Genomic DNA, 17,044 nt, shown 5'->3' on the forward strand with positions numbered 1-17,044 from the left:
ACGGCCTGTGACCGGCGCGCCGTTCACCCCGCACATGCGGCCGGGGCCGGGCCGTATTGCGCCGGGGCGGCGGGAAGCGCCCGCCGCGCCGGGGCGCGGGCGGGCCCCCCCCGGGCGCCCGCCGCCCCGGGGGGCGCCCCCGCGCCCCGCCCCGGGCGCCCACACCAACCCCGGGGGCCCGGGGGCGCGGATCGCGCACCGGGCCACCGGTCTTTCCCGCAGGTCCTAGCAGCCCAGCAGACGGCTGCCGAGGTAGGCCTGGATCTGGTCCAGGGAGACGCGCTCCTGCTTCATGGTGTCGCGCTCGCGCACGGTCACCGCGTTGTCGTCCAGGGTGTCGAAGTCGACGGTGACGCAGAACGGCGTACCGATCTCGTCCTGGCGGCGGTAGCGGCGGCCGATGGCGCCCGCGTCGTCGAACTCGATGTTCCAGTTCTTGCGCAGGTCGGCGGCCAGGCCCTTGGCCTTCGGCGACAGCTGCGCGTTGCGGGACAGCGGCAGGACGGCGACCTTGATCGGGGCCAGGCGCGGGTCGAAGCGCATCACGGTGCGCTTCTCCATGACGCCCTTGGCGTTCGGGGCCTCGTCCTCGACGTACGCGTCGAGCATGAAGGCGAGCATGGCGCGGTTGACGCCGGCCGCCGGCTCGATGACGTACGGGGTGTAGCGCTCGCCGGCCTCCTGGTCGAAGTAGAACAGGTCGGTGCCGGAGGCGGCGGAGTGCGCCTTCAGGTCGTAGTCGGTGCGGTTGGCGACGCCCTCGAGCTCGGAGAACTCGCTGCCGCCGAAGTTGAAGCGGTACTCGATGTCAGCGGTGCGCTTCGAGTAGTGGGACAGCTTCTCCTTCGGGTGGTCGTACCAGCGCATGTTCTCCTCGCGCATGCCCAGGTCGCGGTACCAGTTCCACCGCTCCTGCATCCAGTACTCCTGCCACTGGTCGTCCTCGCCCGGCTTGACGAAGAACTCCATCTCCATCTGCTCGAACTCGCGCGTGCGGAAGATGAAGTTGCCCGGCGTGATCTCGTTGCGGAAGGACTTGCCCATCTGCGCGATGCCGAACGGGGGCTTCTTGCGCGAGGTGGTCTGGACGTGGGCGAAGTTGGTGAAGATGCCCTGGGCGGTCTCGGGGCGCAGGTACGCCTTCGAGCCGGTGTCCTGGGTCGGGCCGAGGTGGGTCTCCAGCATGCCGGAGAACTGCTTCGGCTCCGTGAACTGGCCCTTCACACCACAGTTGGGGCAGTTGACGTCGGCGAGGCCGTTCGCGGGGAGGCGGCCGTGCTTGGCCTCGTACGCCTCTTCCAGGTGGTCGGCGCGGTGACGCTTGTGGCAGGAGGTGCACTCGGTCAGCGGGTCCGAGAAGGTCGCGACGTGGCCGGAGGCCACCCAGACCTCGGGGGCCAGGATCACGGAGGAGTCGAGACCGACGACGTCCTCGCGCCCGGTGACCATCGCCTTCCACCACTGGCGCTTGATGTTCTCCTTGAGCTCGACACCCAGCGGACCGTAGTCCCAGGCAGCCCTGGAGCCGCCGTAGATGTCACTGCAAGGGAAAACGAAGCCACGGCGCTTGCTCAGGCTGACGATGGTCTCGATCTTGTCGGCGGCCACGGTGCTCTCTTCATTACGAGGACGAACGGCGAAGGCTTTAGGTTACCGGCGCCCGCACCCTCCACTTCAAGTCGGTACCCCCCTTCCAGCATGCTCCTCCGGGCCCCCCACCTGCCTTTTTGACAACCGTTTCCATCTTTGATGAAAATGGATGTCATGAACGTACGACGCCTCATACCCACCGCCGCGCTCGCCGGGGCCGTCGCCCTCGGCGCCACCACCCTCACCGCCTGCTCCGGGGCCGGTGCGGCGAGCGCGGACAAGGACGGCAAGCTGAGCGTGACGGCGTCGTTCTACCCCCTGCAGTTCCTCGCCGAGCGGGTCGGCGGCGAGCACGTGAAGGTCACCACCCTCACCAAGCCGGGCGTCGAACCGCACGACCTGGACATCACCCCCCGGCAGACCGGAGCGCTGGGCGACTCCGACGTGATCCTCTACCTCAAGGGCCTCCAGCCCGCCGTCGACAAGGCCATAGCCCAGTCCGGCGTGAAGAACACCGTGGACGCGGCCTCCCTCACGAAGCTGGAGGTGCACGGCACCTCCGGCGAGGAGGACCACGACCACGCCGCCGAAGGGGACGGCCACGACCACGGCCACGACCACGGGGAGGCGGGCGAGGACCCGCACGTCTGGCTCGACCCGGTCAAGTACGCGGAGATCGCCAAGGGCTTCGGCGCCGCGCTGGAGAAGACCGACCCCGGGCACGCGGCCGACTACCGCAAGAACACCGACCAGCTGGTGGCCGAACTGGGCACCCTGAACACGGAGTTCGCGGAAGGCCTGAAGAACACCGCCTCCAGGACCTTCATCACCACGCATTCCGCTTTCGGCTACCTCGCCGAGCGCTACGGCCTCGACCAGGAGGGCATCTCCGGCATCGACCCCGAAGCCGAGCCCAGCCCGGCCCGGATGAAGGAACTCCAGGCCGTCGCGAAGAAGGACAATGTGACGACCGTGTTCTTCGAGGCCCTGGCCAGCGACAAGACCGCCAAGACCCTCGCCCGGGACACCGGCCTGCGGACCGACGTCCTCGACCCCCTGGAGGGGATCACCGACAAATCGCAGGGCGCCGACTACTTCGAGGTCATGCGGTCCAACCTGAAGAACCTCCAGAAGGCCCTCGGAACCAAGTGATGACAGCAGCAACGGAGGCGCGAGCCATGCAGTCAACGCCCCGACCGGCGGACGACGACCAGACCGTCATATCCCTGAGCGGGGCCACGGCCTCGCTCGGCTCCCGCCCCGTGCTGCGCGGGGTCGACCTCACCGTCCGCCGGGGGGAGGTCGTCGCCCTGCTCGGCGCCAACGGCTCCGGCAAGTCCACGGCCGTCCGCGCCGTGGTCGGCCAGGTGCCGCTCACCGACGGCGCCCTGTCCCTCTTCGGCACCGACTTCAAGCGCTTCCGCCAGTGGTCGCGCATCGGGTACGTCCCCCAGCGCACCACCGCCGCGAGCGGCGTCCCCGCCACCGTCCGCGAGGTCGTCTCCTCCGGCCGCCTCGCCCGCTCCCGCTTCGGGATCCTGCGCAAGGCCGACAGGACCGCCGTCGAGCGGGCCCTCGCCCTCGTCGACATGGACGCGTACGCCGACGCCTCGGTCAACGCCCTCTCCGGCGGACAGCACCAGCGCGTGCTCATAGCCCGGGCCCTGGCCGTCGAACCCGAGCTGCTGATCATGGACGAGCCGATGGCCGGCGTGGACCTGGCCAACCAGGAGGTCCTCGCGAACGCCCTGCGCGAGCAGGTCGCCGCCGGGACCACCGTCCTCCTCGTCCTGCACGAGCTGGGCCCGCTGGAGCCCCTGATAGGCCGGGCCGTCGTCCTGCGCGACGGCTGCGTCGTCCACGACGGCCCGCCGCCCGAGGCCGTCGGGCAGCACGCCCTCCCCGGCCACGACCACGTACACCCCCACGCGGCGCACGACGCCGAGCCCCTGCGGACGGGACTGCTGAGCTGATGGACATCCTGCACCAAGCCTTCATGCAGCGGGCACTGATCGCCGCCGCGCTGGTCGGCATCACCGCGCCCGCGATCGGCACCTACCTGGTCCAGCGCCGCCAGGCGGTCATGGGCGACGGCATCGGCCACGTCGCCATGACCGGCGTCGCCCTCGGCTTCCTGCTCAACACCAGCCCGGTCTGGATGGCCACCCTCGTCGCCGTCGTCGGGGCCGTCGGCATGGAGCTGATCCGCTCCCGCGGCAAGACCAGCGGTGACATCGCGCTCGCCATGCTCTTCTACGGCGGCCTGGCCGGCGGCGTCATGATCATCAACCTGGCCCCGGGCGGCTCCACCGCCAACCTGAGCAGCTACCTCTTCGGCTCGATCAGCTTCGTCTCCCCCGAGGACGTCACCGCCGTGGTGATCCTCGCCGCCTTCGTCATCGCCGTCACCGTCGGCCTGCGCCGCCAGCTGTTCGCGATCAGCCAGGACGAGGAGTTCGCCCGCGTCACCGGCCTGCCGGTGCGCGCCCTGAACCTGCTGATGGCCGTCACCGCCGCCGTCACCGTCACCGTGGCCATGCGCATCGTGGGCCTGCTGCTGGTCAGCGCCATGATGGTGATCCCGGTCGCGGCCGCCCAGCGGGTCACCCGCGGCTTCGCCGCGACCCTGTCGCTGGCCATGGCGATCGGCGTGGCGGTCTCCCTGAGCGGTACGGCCGCCACCTACTACATCGACGCGCCGTCGGGAGCCACGATCGTGCTGCTCGCGATCGCCGTCTTCGTGGTCACGACGGCCCTGTCCACGCCCGTGGCCAGGCGCCGCGCGAAGGCCGCCCGGGCCGCCGAGGAGATCTGCACCCGGGACGACGTGAAGGTCTAGGAGGACCGGCCGCCTGGCACAATGGGGCAAGGCCGAAACGAGGAGGAACCGGTGGCGACTGCGCCTGGCGAGACGAATACCGCGCCAGTACGAGGACGATCCACCCGGCAGCGGGCCGCCGTGGCGGCGGCGCTGGACGAGGTGGACGAGTTCCGCAGCGCCCAGGAGCTGCACGACATGCTCAAGCACCGCGGCGACTCCGTGGGCCTGACCACCGTCTACCGCACCCTCCAGTCCCTGGCGGACGCCGGCGAGGTCGACGTGCTGCGCACCAGCGACGGCGAATCCGTCTACCGCCGCTGCTCCACGGGCGATCACCACCACCACCTGGTCTGCCGCAAGTGCGGCAAGGCCGTCGAGGTGGAGGGCCCCGCGGTGGAGAAGTGGGCGGAGTCCATCGCGGCCGAGCACGGCTACGTGAACGTGGCCCACACCGTCGAGATCTTCGGCACCTGCGCGGACTGCGCGGCGGCCGGTTAGCCCCGAAGGGACGGAATCCGGTCGAACACCGACCTGAATCCGGCCGATGTCCCGGCACTCCGCCGCCGCGCCCTCCCGGGCCCGGCGGCGGAGCCGTATCCCGGGGTCAGCTCTCGGCGCCCTCGGGCTGGTTCGGGACCGCGCCGCCGAAGCGGCGGTCGCGCTTGGCGTACTCCAGGCAGGCGTCCCACAGGTGGATCCGGTCGAAGTCCGGCCACAGGACGTCCTGGAAGACCATCTCGGCGTAGGCGCTCTGCCAGATCAGGTAGTTGGACGTACGCTGCTCGCCGCTGGGGCGCAGGAACAGGTCCACGTCCGGCATGTCCGGGTAGTAGAGGTACTTGGCGAGGGTCTTCTCGTTGACCTTCGACGGGTCCAGCCGGCCGGCCTTCACGTCCTCGGCGAGGGCCTGGGCGGCGTCGGCGATCTCGGCGCGGCCGCCGTAGTTCATGCAGAAGTACAGGGTCAGCTTGTCGTTGCCCTTGGTCTGCTCCTGGGCGACCTGGAGCTCCTTGGCCACGGACTTCCACAGCTTGGGCATACGGCCCACCCAGCGCACCCGGATGCCCAGCGCGTCGAGCTGGTCGCGGGTCTTGCGGATGAAGTCGCGGTTGAAGTTCATGAGGAAGCGCACCTCGTCGGGCGAGCGCTTCCAGTTCTCGGTGGAGAAGGCGTACAGGGAGATGTTCTTGACGCCCATCTCGATCGCGCCCTGGAGGACGTCGAGGACGCGCTCCGCGCCGACCTTGTGGCCCTCGGTGCGCGGCAGGCCCCGCTCCTTGGCCCAGCGGCCGTTGCCGTCCATCACGATCGCGACGTGCTCCGGTACCAGCTCGCCCGGGATCTTGGGCGGGCGGGCGCCGGTCGGGTGCGGTTCGGGGAGCGTGTAGTCCCGTCGGGAGAGTCCCAGGAATCCGCGTACTGCCATGGCGCTTCGGTCTCCGATCTCGGTCACTTCTCTACGTATCGCAAGGAGCGCAGCCCGCGCTCCAGATGCCAGTGCAGATAGGCGGAGACGAGTCCGCTCCCCTCGCGCACGTGCCGCGGCTCCGCCGCGTCGGCCGTCGGCCAGTCCCCCGTCAGCAGGGCGCTGAGCAGCCCGATGGCCTCAGCAGATGGTACGACGCTTCCGGGGACCCGGCAGTCGCCGCATATGACCCCGCCTGCGCCGACGGAGAAGTGCCGGTTGGGGCCGTGGATCCCGCATTTCGCGCAGTCCTCGAAGCTGGGCGCGTAGCCGTTGACGGCCAGGGAGCGCAGCAGGAAGGCGTCGAGGATCAGGTGCGGCTCGTGTTCGCCCCGCGAGAGGGTGCGCAGGGCGCCGACGAGCAGCAGGTACTGCTGTACGGCGGGTTCGCCCTCGTTCTCGGTGAAGCGCTCGGCGGTCTCCAGCATCGCGGTGCCGGCGGTGTAGCGGGCGTAGTCGGTGACGATGCCGTTGCCGTAGGGGGCGATGATCTCCGTCTGGGTGCACAGGGGCAGGCTGCGGCCGATCAGCTCGCTGCCCCGGGCGAAGAACTGCACGTCGGCGTGGGAGAAAGGTTCCAGCCGGGCGCCGAACTTGGACTTCGTGCGCCGGACTCCGCGGGCGACGGCCCGGACGCGGCCGTGGCCGCGGGTGAGGAGCGTGATGATGCGGTCCGCCTCACCCAGCTTCTGGGTGCGCAGCACGATGCCGTCGTCGCGGAACAGACTCATGGGCCCATTGTCCCCTGTGCGCGGACAGCACCGGCCCCCGTCCGGCAGTGTCCGGACGGGGGCGGCACCCCTTGGGAGGTTCAGCGGGGAGTCGGTCAGACGGCGGCGGCTCCCGCCTCGTCGGCCTCCTCGGCGGCGTCGTCCGTCTTCGCGGCGTCCGTCTCGGCGGCGTCCGCCTTGGCCGGCGCCTTCGCGGTGTCCGCCTTGGCCGGGTCCGCCTTCGCGGTGTCCGCCTTGGCCGGCGCCTTCGCGGAGCCCTTCTCGGCGGCCGCGGGGGCGGCGGCCGGCTGGGCGGGCACCTCGGCGTGGCCGGTCAGGTTCTCGGCCAGCGTCTCGGCCAGGGCCTCGGCCGCGGGGACGTTCTGCGCGTCGTCCGCGGCCAGGCCGTTGAAGACCAGGTTCAGGAGGATGGCGGCGCTGGCACCGAGGGTGACACCGCTGTTGAGGAGCGAGGACAGGTCCGGGCTCATGTGCTTGTCGAAGTAGGCCGGGACGGTGGCGGGGAAGAGCGCGAAGGCCAGCGAGACGCCGACGATCAGGGCGTTCTTCTCCTCCTTGAGGTCCACCTTGGCCAGGGTCTGGATACCGGCGAGGGCGACCATGCCGAACATGACGGTGGCGGCGCCGCCGAGCACGCCCGGCGGGACGGAGGCGACGATCGCGGCGGCCTTGGGGATCAGACCGAGGACGATCATGAACACGCCGGCGGCCACGACCACGAAGCGGCTCTTGACCTTGGTCATCCGCACCAGGCCGACGTTCTCGGCGAAGGCGACGTACGGGAAGGAGTTGAGGATGCCGCCGAGGGCGGTGGCGGCGCCGTCGGCGCGCAGGGCGCGGGCGACGGTCTCGCTGTCGACGTCTTTGCCGACGATGTCGCCGACGGCGTAGGTGTCACCGGTCGTCTCGACCATGGTGATCAGCATGACGATCAGCATGAGGAGGATCGGGAACCATTCGAACTTCGGGGCGCCGAAGTGGAAGGGGGTGGTGACGCCGATCCAGTCGGACCTGCCGACGTCGCCGAACTTGGCGTCGCCGAGCAGGAAGGCGACGGCCGTGCCGCCGACCAGGCCGAGCAGGATGCCGATGCTGCGCAGGAAGGGTCCGCCGAACTTCATCAGGACGAGGATGAAGAGCATGGTGCCGCCGGCGTAGGCCAGCTGCGTGGGGACGCCGCCGTCGGCCACGGTGGGGGCGCCGCCCACGGCGTCCTTGAGGCCGACGGGTACCAGGACGATGCCGAGGACCGTGATCACCGTGCCGGTGACCACCGGCGGGAACAGCCGCATGACCGCGCGGAAGGCCTTGGCGGGCAGCCAGGCGAAGGCGAAGGTGGCGATGCCGGCGGTGATGACGGCGCCGTAGATGACCAGCAGGGCGGCCGTTCCGCCGCCCGCGCCGAGGCCGATGGCGATCATCGGGGAGACCGCGGTGAAGGTCACGCCCTGGATCAGCGGGAGCCGGGCGCCGACGCGGCCGATGCCGAAGGCCTGGATGATCGAGGCGATACCGCAGGTGAAGAGGTCCGCGTTGATCAGGTAGACCAGCTGTTCAGGGCTCAGCTTCAGCGCACTGCCGACGATGATCGGAACGATCACCGCGCCGGCGTAGAAGGCGAGTACGTGCTGGAAGCCGTACAGCGCGAGCTTGGGGAGGGGGAGCACCTCGTCGACCGGGTGCGAGCTCTGCTCTCCGCTTGCGGAAAGCCGGGCGGCGACACGTGCCATCTCTGCCTTGCCCTTCAAAGGAGGTAGGTAATTGAGAGGAAGCTGGTTATCCCCGGGCCGGAGTGGGTCGTTAACCCGTTGGTCCGCCGGGGTTGTCAGTGGGAACACGCAGATCTCGTCGTGTGACCGGAATTGAACGCCTGTGGAAGTGCTCACAGGTATCGGAGACTTCGACAAAGTGTTGACGCCCCAGGCCACCCTCTTTGGAGGTTCCCACAGTGGCGGGCGCCCGCGTACCGGAGTATGGGAGCCGGCCCCCGCACCGTGGAGTTCCCCCTGCACACCTGCGAAGTTCCCGGTTCTGACAGGGGATTTCCGGGTTCGCAAGCCTTCGGCCACGCAAATCAGAGGGTGCAATTCCGGCCGTCCGGAATGCGGAATTCGTGTACGGAATTGAGGAATCCACCCCTCGCGGGGGTGGTGCGGGGCTCCGTTTCCGGCCGGTACGGCCCAATCGTTACCTCCCGGACGCCCACATGCCGGGATTTCGTCCCCGAAAACGCCTCCGGGCCCGGCGGAGAACCTCCGCCGGGCCCGGATCCGCGTACCCGCGGGCAGCCGTTAGGGCGCCCGCACCGCCGACAGCAGGCCCGCCACCTCGTCCGAACCCATCCGCAGCGCCGCGCCCACGGTGGCCAGCACCTCGCGCTCGGCCGGGATGTAGGGCCCGTCCGCCAGGGCGATCCTGGCGCCCTGGAGCAGGATCGATTCGCGGCCGGGTCCGGCCAGGTGCGCGGCGAGCGGCTCCAGCGCCTCGTGGAGCTCGATCGACAGCGCCGCCCCGCAGCACTCGGGCCCGTCGTACAGCCCCAGCCGGCCCTCGTCGGTGGCCAGCGCCTCCACGAGGGACTCCAGCTGCTCCTCGGTGCAGTCGGGGAAGCCGGCCCCGCGCACGGCCGTCACGGCGGCCTCCAGCGCGCTGCGCGAGGCGGTCCCGCCCGCGGCGAGCACGGCCAGCGTCACGGTGTGCACGGCGTCGCGCAGGAGCGAGGAGAAGCGGGTGGTGGTGAGGTGGTCCAGCACCTCGGGGCCGAAGCGCTCCCGGCAGGCCTGGCACTCGACGACGGGCCCGGCCTCCCCGCGCGGCAGCAGCGGCAGGCCGAGCACGGTGAACCGGCGGCGCCCGGTGCGCCGGCGGTAGTTGCGGTCACCGCCGCAGCCGGGGCAGAAGAACTCCCCGTCGCTGACGGTGTTCCAGCTGGTACGGATGCCCCAGAGCGTCAGCTTCCGGCCGTCCCCACCCCGAACTGGCAGCACGTCGCACCTCCGTAACTCCCCGGACAACGACGCCGGGTTGGCGTGATGTTAGCCACATCGGTGAGTGTGCGTCAGTCGTGCGACAAGACAACATGGGCCCGGGGGCGCACTTGGCCGATCTGCGCCCCCGGCCGACGGGCCCGCCGACGGCCCCGGACGCACGGCGGAGCCCCGCCCCTCCGGGTGGAGGGACGGGGCTCCGTCAGGGGTGGTTCAGCGGCCCGCGCGGTTGACGGCGGAGATGACCGCCTTCAGGGAGGCGCGGGTGGTGTTGGCGTCGATGCCGATGCCCCACAGGACCCGGCCGTCGATCGCGCACTCGATGTACGAGGCGGCCACGGCGGAGGCGCCCTCGCTCATCGTGTGCTCGGTGTAGTCCAGCAGGCGGGCGTCCACGCCGATGCCGCCCAGCGCGTCGAAGAAGGCCGAGATCGGACCGTTGCCGGTGCCGCTCAGGACCGTCTCCACGCCGTCCACGACCGCCTCGACGGTCAGCGTGTCGGTGCCGTCCTTGTCGGTGGCGGTGGAGCCGGAGCGCAGCTGGATGCGGCCCCACGGGTTCTCGGGGTTGGGCAGGTACTCGTCCGAGAAGACCTCCCAGATCGCCTTCGGCGTGACCTCGCCGCCCTCGGCGTCGGTCTTGGCCTGGATGATCCGCGAGAACTCGATCTGCATGCGGCGCGGCAGGTCCAGCTTGTGGTCGTTCTTCAGGACGTAGGCGATGCCGCCCTTGCCGGACTGCGAGTTGACCCGGATGACCGCCTCGTAGGAGCGGCCGACGTCCTTCGGGTCGATCGGCAGGTACGGGACGGCCCACTCGATCTCGTCGACGGTCTTGCCCTGGGCGGCCGCGTCGGCCTCCATGGCGTCGAAGCCCTTCTTGATGGCGTCCTGGTGGGAGCCGGAGAAGGCGGTGTAGACCAGGTCGCCCGCGTAGGGGTGGCGCGGGTGGACCTCCATCTGGTTGCAGTACTCGCTGGTGCGGCGGATCTCGTCGATCTGCGAGAAGTCGATCTGCGGGTCGATGCCCTGGGAGAACAGGTTCATGCCCAGGGTGATCAGGTCGACGTTGCCGGTGCGCTCACCCTGCCCGAACAGGCAGCCCTCGATGCGGTCGGCGCCGGCCATCAGGGCCAGCTCGGCGGCGGCGACGGCGGTGCCGCGGTCGTTGTGCGGGTGCACGGAGATGCAGATGTGCTCGCGGCGGGTCAGGTGGCGGGCCATCCACTCGAAGCGGTCCGCGTGGGTGGAGGGCGTCGAGCGCTCCACGGTGGCGGGCAGGTTCAGGATGATCTCGCGGCCCTCGCCCGGCTGCCAGACGTCGCAGACGGCCTCACAGACCTCCAGGGCGAAGTCCAGCTCGGTGTCGGTGAAGATCTCGGGGCTGTACTGGTAGCCGAAGACCGTCTCGGGGCCCAGCAGCTTCTCGGCGTACTCCATGACCAGGCGGGTGCCGTCGACGGCGATCTGCTTGATCTGCTCCTTGGAGCCGCGGAAGACGACCCGGCGGAAGGTCGGGGCGGTCGCGTTGTACAGGTGCACGGTGGCGCGCTTGGCGCCGATCAGCGACTCGACGGTCCGCTCGATCAGGTCCTCGCGGGCCTGGGTCAGTACGGAGATGGTGACGTCGTCCGGGATGGCGCCCTCTTCGATGATGGAGCGCACGAAGGCGAAGTCGGTCTCGCCGGAGGAGGGGAAGCCGACCTCGATCTCCTTGTAGCCCATGCGCACCAGCAGGTCGAACATCTCGCGCTTGCGGGCGGGGGTCATCGGGTCGATCAGCGACTGGTTGCCGTCGCGCAGGTCCGTGGACAGCCAGCGCGGAGCCTTGGTGACGCGGGCGTCCGGCCAGGTGCGGTCCGGGATCTCCACCTGCTCGTAGAAGCCGTACTTGTGGATCGGCATTCCGGAGGGCTTCTGGGTGTGGGTCGCGTTGGTGATGGGCGTGGGGCGACCGACAAAAGGCTGCTGGCTCATGGCGTTGGGCTCCTCGCGTGTCCGCGGTAGTTCGCTGGGACGGCCGACGGCGGTAGTGAAAACCGCAACACCAAACTCCGCGGGGAGGGGGCCGGCCTACGACTACAGACCCTCGCCGCGGCAGCTAAGGAGAAGCAGCCCGAAACGCATGATGGGCCGAGCCTAACCGAGCCGCGCCGTGTCGCGAGGACCTGTTTCAGTATGCAAGACCGGCGGGTCCGATTTGTACCCTTTGTGACCCAGGACTCCTTTCATCCTGCGAGGTCCGGCGGATCCGTCAACACGGCGCGACGCCTTTGAGACAACCGAATGAATCATGCTCGCCGCTAGTGACACCGACATCACCCACTGCCACATTTCCGGGCATGGATGCCTTCCTTCCCCACGGACACGCCCCCCGCCACCCCGTCTTCTGCACCGTGGTGCCGCCGCACCTCCTGGACAAGGCCGCCCGGTCCGCCGACTCCGCCCGCGCCGACGCCGCGCAGCGCACCCTGGAGACCGACGCCCTCCTGCGCACCCGGCGCCGGATCAGCACCGTCCGCGGCATCGTCCCGGCCGAGGCGGACACCTCCGTCCCCGACGGCCCGCGCCGCACGGTCTACGACGCCCAGCACCACACCCGGCTGCCCGGGAAGAAGGTCCGCGCCGAGGGGGCGGACGCCTCCAAGGACGCCACCGTCAACCGCGCGTACGCGGGGCTGGGCGCCACGCACGAACTCTTCCTCAAGGGGTACGGCCGCCGCTCGATCGACGGCTCCGGCCTGCCGCTGGACGCGAGCGTGCACTACGGCGAGGACTACAACAACGCCTTCTGGGACGGCCAGCAGATGGTCTTCGGCGACGGGGACGGGGACCTGTTCCTCGACTTCACCGTGTCCGTGGACGTCATCGGCCACGAGCTGACCCACGGGGTCACCCAGTACACGGCCAACCTCGACTACCACGGCCAGTCCGGCGCCCTCAACGAATCGATGTCGGACGTCTTCGGCTCGCTGATCAAGCAGTACTCGCTCGGGCAGACCGCCGACCAGGCGGACTGGCTGATCGGGGCCGGACTGCTGGGCCCGAACGTGACCGGGGTCGCGCTGCGCTCGATGAAGGCGCCGGGGACGGCGTACGACGACGACGAGCTCGGCAAGGACCCGCAGCCCGCGACGATGGACGGCTACGTGACCACCTCGCGCGACAACGGGGGCGTCCACATCAACTCAGGCATCCCCAACCACGCCTTCTACATCGCGGCGACCGAGCTGGGCGGCAAGGCCTGGGAGCGGGCCGGGCAGGTCTGGTACGACACCCTGACCGGCGGGCAGCTGGAGTCGCGGGCGGACTTCAAGGACTTCGCCCGGCTGTCGACGGCGGCGGCCGTCGCCCGGTACGGGGAGGGCGGCGCCGAGCACCTGGCCCTCCAGAAGGCCTGGGCGACCGTCGGCCTGGGGTAGGCAGGGGGCATGAGGATCGAAGTGGTGCGGACGGGCGGATTCGCGGGGATCGAGCGCCGGGCGGAGGTGGACACCTCGGGCCGGCCCGACGCGGAGGAGTGGCAGGCCCTGGCCCTGCTGGCCCTGCGGCCCGGCCCACGGGCCGCCGAGGGGCCGGGCGGCGTCCGCGACGGGTTCTCGTACCGCATCACGGTGGACGGGCGGACGGTGTCCTGCCACGACCCCCACCTCTCGGACGCCCAGCGCAGCCTGATCACCCGGGTGCTGAAGGAAGGCGCGTAGCGGCGGGCACCCGTGCCGCCGGGGCGACAATGCGGGTGACCGGGGCGGACGGTCCTGCTTGGATGACCGGATGACCGCAACGATCTTGAACACCCTGGAGCAGTACTACGACGCCGCCCCCCGCCAGGGCGGCGCCCGGGGCGAGGACTTCGGGCCGCTGACCCTGTTCGTACAGGAGGAACAGGGCTGGCCCTACTACGCGCGGCCCACGCTCGGGGGGCCGGACGCGACCCCGGCGGACGTACGGAAGGTGCTGGAGAGACAGCGGGAGCTGGAGGTACCCGAAGCCTTCGAATGGGTGGCCGAAAACAGCCCCTCCCTCCGGGCCGCCGTGGAAGCGGCGGGGCTGCACGTCCACGCCCACCCGCTGATGGTGCTGGACGCCGGAGCCGACCCGCTCCCCCCGCACCCGGAGGTCCGCTCGCTCGGCGCCGGGGACCCCCTGCTCGCGGCCGCGGTGACCGTGGCGCGGCTGGCCTTCGGCGAGCCGGGGACGGCCCTGGGCCAGGCCGGCCCGGCGGAACTGGCGGCCGCGCTGGCCGACCCGTCGGTGGAGCAGCGCCGGGCCCGGGTGTCGGGGATGCTCGCGGACGGGCGCACCGGGATGGCGGCGGCGGTCCGCGACGGGACGGTGCTCTGCTCGGGCCAGTACATCCCGGTCGGGGAGGTCGCCGAGGTCGTCGGGGTCGGTACGCTCCCTGCGGCCCGGCGCCAGGGCCTGGCCCTCGGCGTCACGGCGGCCTTGGTCGCGCAGGCCCTCGGCGGCGGGGCGACGACGGTGTTCCTGTCCGCCGGCGACGAGGACGTGGCCCGGATCTACGCCCGCGCCGGCTTCCGCCGCGTCGGAACGGCCCTGATCGCGGAACCCCCGCAGTAGGCCGTCGACCTTTTTGCGGAAACGGCAAGAAGGATTGCCGGGGTCGCGCGAGGGGCCGGAGCATCGGTGGTGTCCGTACAGGAGCCACCGAGGAGACCGCGTGCCCACCCACTCCCCCGCCCACCACGAGCACGAGCACGGCCACCGCGTCGCAGCGGCCGGCCAGGAGTTCTGGGACTCCCGCTACCGCGAGAGCGAGCGGATCTGGAGCGGGCGGCCCAATTCCGTCCTGGTCCGCGAGGCCGGGGACCTGGCCCCCGGCCGGGCCCTGGACCTCGGCTGCGGGGAGGGCGCCGACGCGGTCTGGCTGGCCGGACGGGGCTGGCGGGTGACCGGTACGGACATCTCGCCCGTGGCCCTGGAGCGGGCGGCCGGGCACGCGGCCGAGGCGGGCCTGGCCGACCGGATCGCCTTCGAGCGCCACGACCTCGGCCAGTCCTTCCCCGCCGGGGAGTACGACCTGGTCGCCGCCTGCTTCCTGCACAGCCCGGGCGAGATGCCCCGCGAGCGCATCCTGCGCACCGCCGCCGCGGCCGTCGCCCCCGGCGGGGTCCTGCTGGTGGCCGGGCACGGCGGCCCGGCGCCGGGCGCCGAGAACCCGCACCCGGAGCTGCACTTCCCCACCCCCGAGGAGGTGCTGGCCGGCCTGGAGCTGCCCGAGGACGGCTGGGAGGTGCTGGTCTGCGCCGAGCACGAGCGGGTCGGCGCGGAGGCCGACCGGCCCGGTCACGGCTACGACAACACCCTCAAGCTCCGCCGCCTGCCCTGACGGGACGGCGGCCGGGATCAGAAGCCGAGCTTGCGCAGCTGCTTGGGGTCCCGCTGCCAGTCCTTGGCGACCTTCACGTGCAGGTCGAGGAAGACGGGCGTACCGAGCAGCGCCTCGATGTGCTTGCGCGACTTCATCCCGACCTCCTTCAGGCGGGAGCCCTTGGGGCCGATGATGATGCCCTTCTGGCTGGGCCGCTCGATGTAGACGTTGGCGTGGATGTCGAGCAGCGGCCGGTCCGCCGGGCGGTTCTCGCGCGGGATCATCTCCTCGACCACGACGGCGATGGAGTGCGGGAGCTCGTCGCGGACGCCCTCCAGCGCGGCCTCGCGGATCAGCTCCGCGACCATGACCATCTCGGGCTCGTCGGTGAGGTCGCCCTCCGGGTAGAGCGGGGGGCTCTCCGGCAGCATCGGGGCGATCAGGTCGGCCAGCAGCTGGACCTGGTTGTCGCCGACGGCCGACACCGGGACGATCTCCGCCCACTCGATGCCGAGCTCGGCGCCGAGCTGCTGGATCGCGATGAGCTGCTCGGCGAGCTGCTTGGACTCGACCAGGTCGGTCTTGGTGACGATGGCGATCTTGGGGGTCTTCTTGATCCCCGCGAGCTCCTTGGCGATGAACTTGTCGCCGGGCCCGAGCTTCTGGTCGGCGGGCAGGCAGAAGCCGATGACGTCGACCTCGGCCCAGGTGGTGCGCACGACGTCGTTGAGCCGCTCGCCGAGCAGGGTGCGCGGCTTGTGCAGGCCGGGGGTGTCCACCAGCACCAGCTGGGCGTCGGGGCGGTGCACGATGCCGCGGACGGTGTGGCGGGTGGTCTGGGGCCGGTTCGAGGTGATCGCGACCTTGGTGCCCACCAGCGCGTTGGTCAGGGTCGACTTGCCCGCGTTGGGGCGGCCGACGAAGCAGGCGAAGCCCGCGCGGTGCGGGGCGGTGGGCTCGGGGGAACGATCGCTCATACGGGCCATTCTCCCCGATGCCGCCCGGCCCGCCGACCAGACCGCCCCGGCGACACCCCCGCACCGCCGCGCGGAGCCCCTCCCGGGCCGGAACGGGAGAGGTCAGCGCTCGGTGCGCTCGGCCCGGAACGTCCGCCGGTACGCCGTCGGGCTCACCCCCAGCACCGCCCGGACGTGCTTGCGCAGCGACTGCGCCGTCCCGAAGCCCGTCTCCCGGGCGACCTCCTCCATCGACAGCTCCGTCCGCTCCAGCAGCCACCGCGCCCGCTCCACCCGCTGCGCGGTGATCCACTCCCCCGGGCTGACCCCCGACTCCTGGCGGAAGCGGCGCGTGAAGGTCCGCACCGACACGGCCTCCTGCCGGGCCAGGTCGCTCAGCCGCACCGGCTCGTGCAGCCGGTCCAGCACCCAGGCCCGCGCGGCCGTGGTGCTGGCCTGCTGCGGCTCGGGCACGGGCCGGTCGATGAACTGTGCCTGCCCGCCGTCCCGGTGGGGCGGCACGACGGTCCGGCGGGCCGTCTCGTTCGCCACGGCCGCGCCGTGGTCGCGGCGCACGATGTGCAGGCAGAGGTCGACCCCGGCGGCGACCCCCGCCGAGGTCAGCACGTCGCCGTCGTCGGTGTAGAGCACGCCCGCGTCCACCCGTACGGCCGGGAACAGCCGCTGGAAGTGCTCGGCGTAGGCCCAGTGGGTGGTGGCCGGGCGGCCGTCCAGGTACCCGGCGGCGGCCAGGACGTAACCGCCGGTGCAGATGGACACCATCCGGGTGCCGGGCCTGACGTGGGCGAAGGCCGCCGCCAGCTCGTCGGTCAGCCGGCCCTCGGAGTGGATCGGCCCCAGCTCGTACGAGGCCGGCACCACCACGGTGTCGGCCGTCGCGAGCAGTTCGGGGCCGTGCTCGACGTGGATCGCGAAGTCGGCGTCCGTCCGCACCGGGCCGGCGGCGAGCCCGCAGGTCAGGATCTCGTATAGGCGCCGCCCGCCGGGGTCCTTGGCCAGGCCGAAGATCCGGTGCGGGATGCCGAGTTCGAAGGGCAGCAGCCCGGCGAGGACGAGGACGACGACGCGGTGCGGGCGCGACTCGGGGGTCATGGCCCGATCGTATCGAACGGTGTCGGTCAGGCCACTGTCGTGGCGGCCC

Annotated in this window: 16 protein-coding genes; 8 read left to right on the forward strand and 8 right to left on the reverse strand. The window is 71.2% G+C overall.

Translation table 11 applies throughout. From position 1 onward, the window contains the following. Positions 1–225: 225 nt before the first annotated feature. Positions 226–1,608, reverse strand: a complete 1,383-nt coding sequence (locus tag ABT403_RS33730; RefSeq protein WP_344155964.1) for a glycine--tRNA ligase — start codon at positions 1,606–1,608, stop codon at positions 226–228. A 156-nt stretch (positions 1,609–1,764) separates the two neighbouring features. On the opposite strand from ABT403_RS33730, the gene ABT403_RS33735 reads away from it, so the two are divergent. The 4 genes from ABT403_RS33735 to ABT403_RS33750 are packed head-to-tail and all read left to right on the forward strand — an operon-like array spanning position 1,765 to position 4,909. Beyond that, entirely contained in the window at positions 1,765–2,742 is a 978-nt protein-coding gene (locus ABT403_RS33735; protein WP_344155968.1) for a metal ABC transporter substrate-binding protein, read from the forward strand. A gap of 26 nt (positions 2,743–2,768) precedes the next feature. After that, positions 2,769–3,563, forward strand: a complete 795-nt coding sequence (locus ABT403_RS33740) for a metal ABC transporter ATP-binding protein (protein WP_344155971.1) — start codon at positions 2,769–2,771, stop codon at positions 3,561–3,563. Beyond that, on the forward strand, positions 3,563–4,429 hold the full coding sequence (locus ABT403_RS33745; RefSeq protein WP_344155974.1) for a metal ABC transporter permease: 867 nt from the start codon (positions 3,563–3,565) through the stop codon (positions 4,427–4,429). The genes ABT403_RS33740 and ABT403_RS33745 overlap by 1 nt, the downstream gene beginning before the upstream one ends. 51 nt (positions 4,430–4,480) lie before the next feature. Continuing rightward, complete coding sequence (locus ABT403_RS33750; RefSeq protein ID WP_150519707.1) at positions 4,481–4,909, forward strand: Fur family transcriptional regulator; 429 nt, start codon at positions 4,481–4,483, stop codon at positions 4,907–4,909. Between the two features lie 106 nt (positions 4,910–5,015). On the opposite strand, the gene ABT403_RS33755 is transcribed toward ABT403_RS33750, so the two are convergent. The 5 genes from ABT403_RS33755 to leuA all read right to left on the reverse strand — a co-directional run bounded on the left by ABT403_RS33755 (position 5,016) and on the right by leuA (position 11,571). Continuing rightward, the gene (locus ABT403_RS33755; protein WP_344155979.1) at positions 5,016–5,837 is read right to left on the reverse strand and encodes an isoprenyl transferase; all 822 of its coding nucleotides are present in this window, start codon (positions 5,835–5,837) and stop codon (positions 5,016–5,018) included. A 23-nt stretch (positions 5,838–5,860) separates the two neighbouring features. After that, positions 5,861–6,607, reverse strand: coding sequence for a DNA repair protein RecO (recO, locus tag ABT403_RS33760; protein WP_344155982.1), 747 nt, complete (start codon positions 6,605–6,607; stop codon positions 5,861–5,863). A gap of 95 nt (positions 6,608–6,702) precedes the next feature. Beyond that, a complete protein-coding gene (locus ABT403_RS33765) occupies positions 6,703–8,337 on the reverse strand; it encodes a nucleobase:cation symporter-2 family protein (RefSeq protein WP_344155985.1) in 1,635 nt (544 codons plus the stop codon). Between the two features lie 561 nt (positions 8,338–8,898). Continuing rightward, a complete protein-coding gene (locus ABT403_RS33770; RefSeq protein ID WP_344155988.1) occupies positions 8,899–9,594 on the reverse strand; it encodes a TerB family tellurite resistance protein in 696 nt (231 codons plus the stop codon). 213 nt (positions 9,595–9,807) lie between these two features. Further along, positions 9,808–11,571: a 2-isopropylmalate synthase gene (gene leuA, locus ABT403_RS33775; protein WP_344155991.1), complete on the reverse strand. Its 1,764-nt coding sequence runs from the start codon at positions 11,569–11,571 to the stop codon at positions 9,808–9,810. 365 nt (positions 11,572–11,936) lie between these two features. On the opposite strand from leuA, the gene ABT403_RS33780 reads away from it, so the two are divergent. The 4 genes from ABT403_RS33780 (at position 11,937) to ABT403_RS33795 (ending at position 14,944) form a co-directional block, all read left to right on the forward strand. Then, positions 11,937–13,016, forward strand: coding sequence for a M4 family metallopeptidase (locus ABT403_RS33780; protein ID WP_344155994.1), 1,080 nt, complete (start codon positions 11,937–11,939; stop codon positions 13,014–13,016). 9 nt (positions 13,017–13,025) lie between these two features. Further along, positions 13,026–13,298 carry a protealysin inhibitor emfourin gene (locus tag ABT403_RS33785; RefSeq protein ID WP_344155997.1) on the forward strand — a complete coding sequence of 91 codons (273 nt, stop codon included), beginning with the start codon at positions 13,026–13,028 and terminating at the stop codon, positions 13,296–13,298. Between the two features lie 70 nt (positions 13,299–13,368). Next, entirely contained in the window at positions 13,369–14,175 is an 807-nt protein-coding gene (locus ABT403_RS33790) for a GNAT family N-acetyltransferase (protein WP_344156000.1), read from the forward strand. A 100-nt stretch (positions 14,176–14,275) separates the two neighbouring features. Continuing rightward, positions 14,276–14,944 carry an SAM-dependent methyltransferase gene (locus tag ABT403_RS33795; RefSeq protein WP_344156003.1) on the forward strand — a complete coding sequence of 223 codons (669 nt, stop codon included), beginning with the start codon at positions 14,276–14,278 and terminating at the stop codon, positions 14,942–14,944. A gap of 17 nt (positions 14,945–14,961) precedes the next feature. On the opposite strand, the gene era is transcribed toward ABT403_RS33795, so the two are convergent. Beyond that, a complete protein-coding gene (gene era, locus ABT403_RS33800) occupies positions 14,962–15,912 on the reverse strand; it encodes a GTPase Era (RefSeq protein WP_079426822.1) in 951 nt (316 codons plus the stop codon). 93 nt (positions 15,913–16,005) lie between these two features. Further along, the gene (locus tag ABT403_RS33805) at positions 16,006–16,995 is read right to left on the reverse strand and encodes a GlxA family transcriptional regulator (RefSeq protein ID WP_344156008.1); all 990 of its coding nucleotides are present in this window, start codon (positions 16,993–16,995) and stop codon (positions 16,006–16,008) included. Between the last annotated feature and the right edge of the window lie 49 nt (positions 16,996–17,044).

The organism is Streptomyces sp. NPDC000075 (assembly GCF_040301925.1).
Classification (GTDB): Bacteria; Actinomycetota; Actinomycetes; order Streptomycetales; family Streptomycetaceae; genus Streptomyces; species Streptomyces polychromogenes.

What these genes read in the sequence shown, in the direction of transcription:
- ABT403_RS33780 (WP_344155994.1), top strand. Translation starts at nt 11,937, where the DNA reads ATGGATGCCTTCCTTCCCCACGGACACGCCCCCCGCCACCCCGTCTTC.
- era (WP_079426822.1), bottom strand. Translation starts at nt 15,912, where the DNA reads ATGGCCCGTATGAGCGATCGTTCCCCCGAGCCCACCGCCCCGCACCGC.
- leuA (WP_344155991.1), bottom strand. Translation starts at nt 11,571, where the DNA reads ATGAGCCAGCAGCCTTTTGTCGGTCGCCCCACGCCCATCACCAACGCG.
- recO (WP_344155982.1), bottom strand. Translation starts at nt 6,607, where the DNA reads ATGAGTCTGTTCCGCGACGACGGCATCGTGCTGCGCACCCAGAAGCTG.
- ABT403_RS33790 (WP_344156000.1), top strand. Translation starts at nt 13,369, where the DNA reads ATGACCGCAACGATCTTGAACACCCTGGAGCAGTACTACGACGCCGCC.
- ABT403_RS33785 (WP_344155997.1), top strand. Translation starts at nt 13,026, where the DNA reads ATGAGGATCGAAGTGGTGCGGACGGGCGGATTCGCGGGGATCGAGCGC.
- ABT403_RS33740 (WP_344155971.1), top strand. Translation starts at nt 2,769, where the DNA reads ATGCAGTCAACGCCCCGACCGGCGGACGACGACCAGACCGTCATATCC.
- ABT403_RS33735 (WP_344155968.1), top strand. Translation starts at nt 1,765, where the DNA reads ATGAACGTACGACGCCTCATACCCACCGCCGCGCTCGCCGGGGCCGTC.
- ABT403_RS33755 (WP_344155979.1), bottom strand. Translation starts at nt 5,837, where the DNA reads ATGGCAGTACGCGGATTCCTGGGACTCTCCCGACGGGACTACACGCTC.
- ABT403_RS33765 (WP_344155985.1), bottom strand. Translation starts at nt 8,337, where the DNA reads ATGGCACGTGTCGCCGCCCGGCTTTCCGCAAGCGGAGAGCAGAGCTCG.
- ABT403_RS33805 (WP_344156008.1), bottom strand. Translation starts at nt 16,995, where the DNA reads ATGACCCCCGAGTCGCGCCCGCACCGCGTCGTCGTCCTCGTCCTCGCC.
- ABT403_RS33745 (WP_344155974.1), top strand. Translation starts at nt 3,563, where the DNA reads ATGGACATCCTGCACCAAGCCTTCATGCAGCGGGCACTGATCGCCGCC.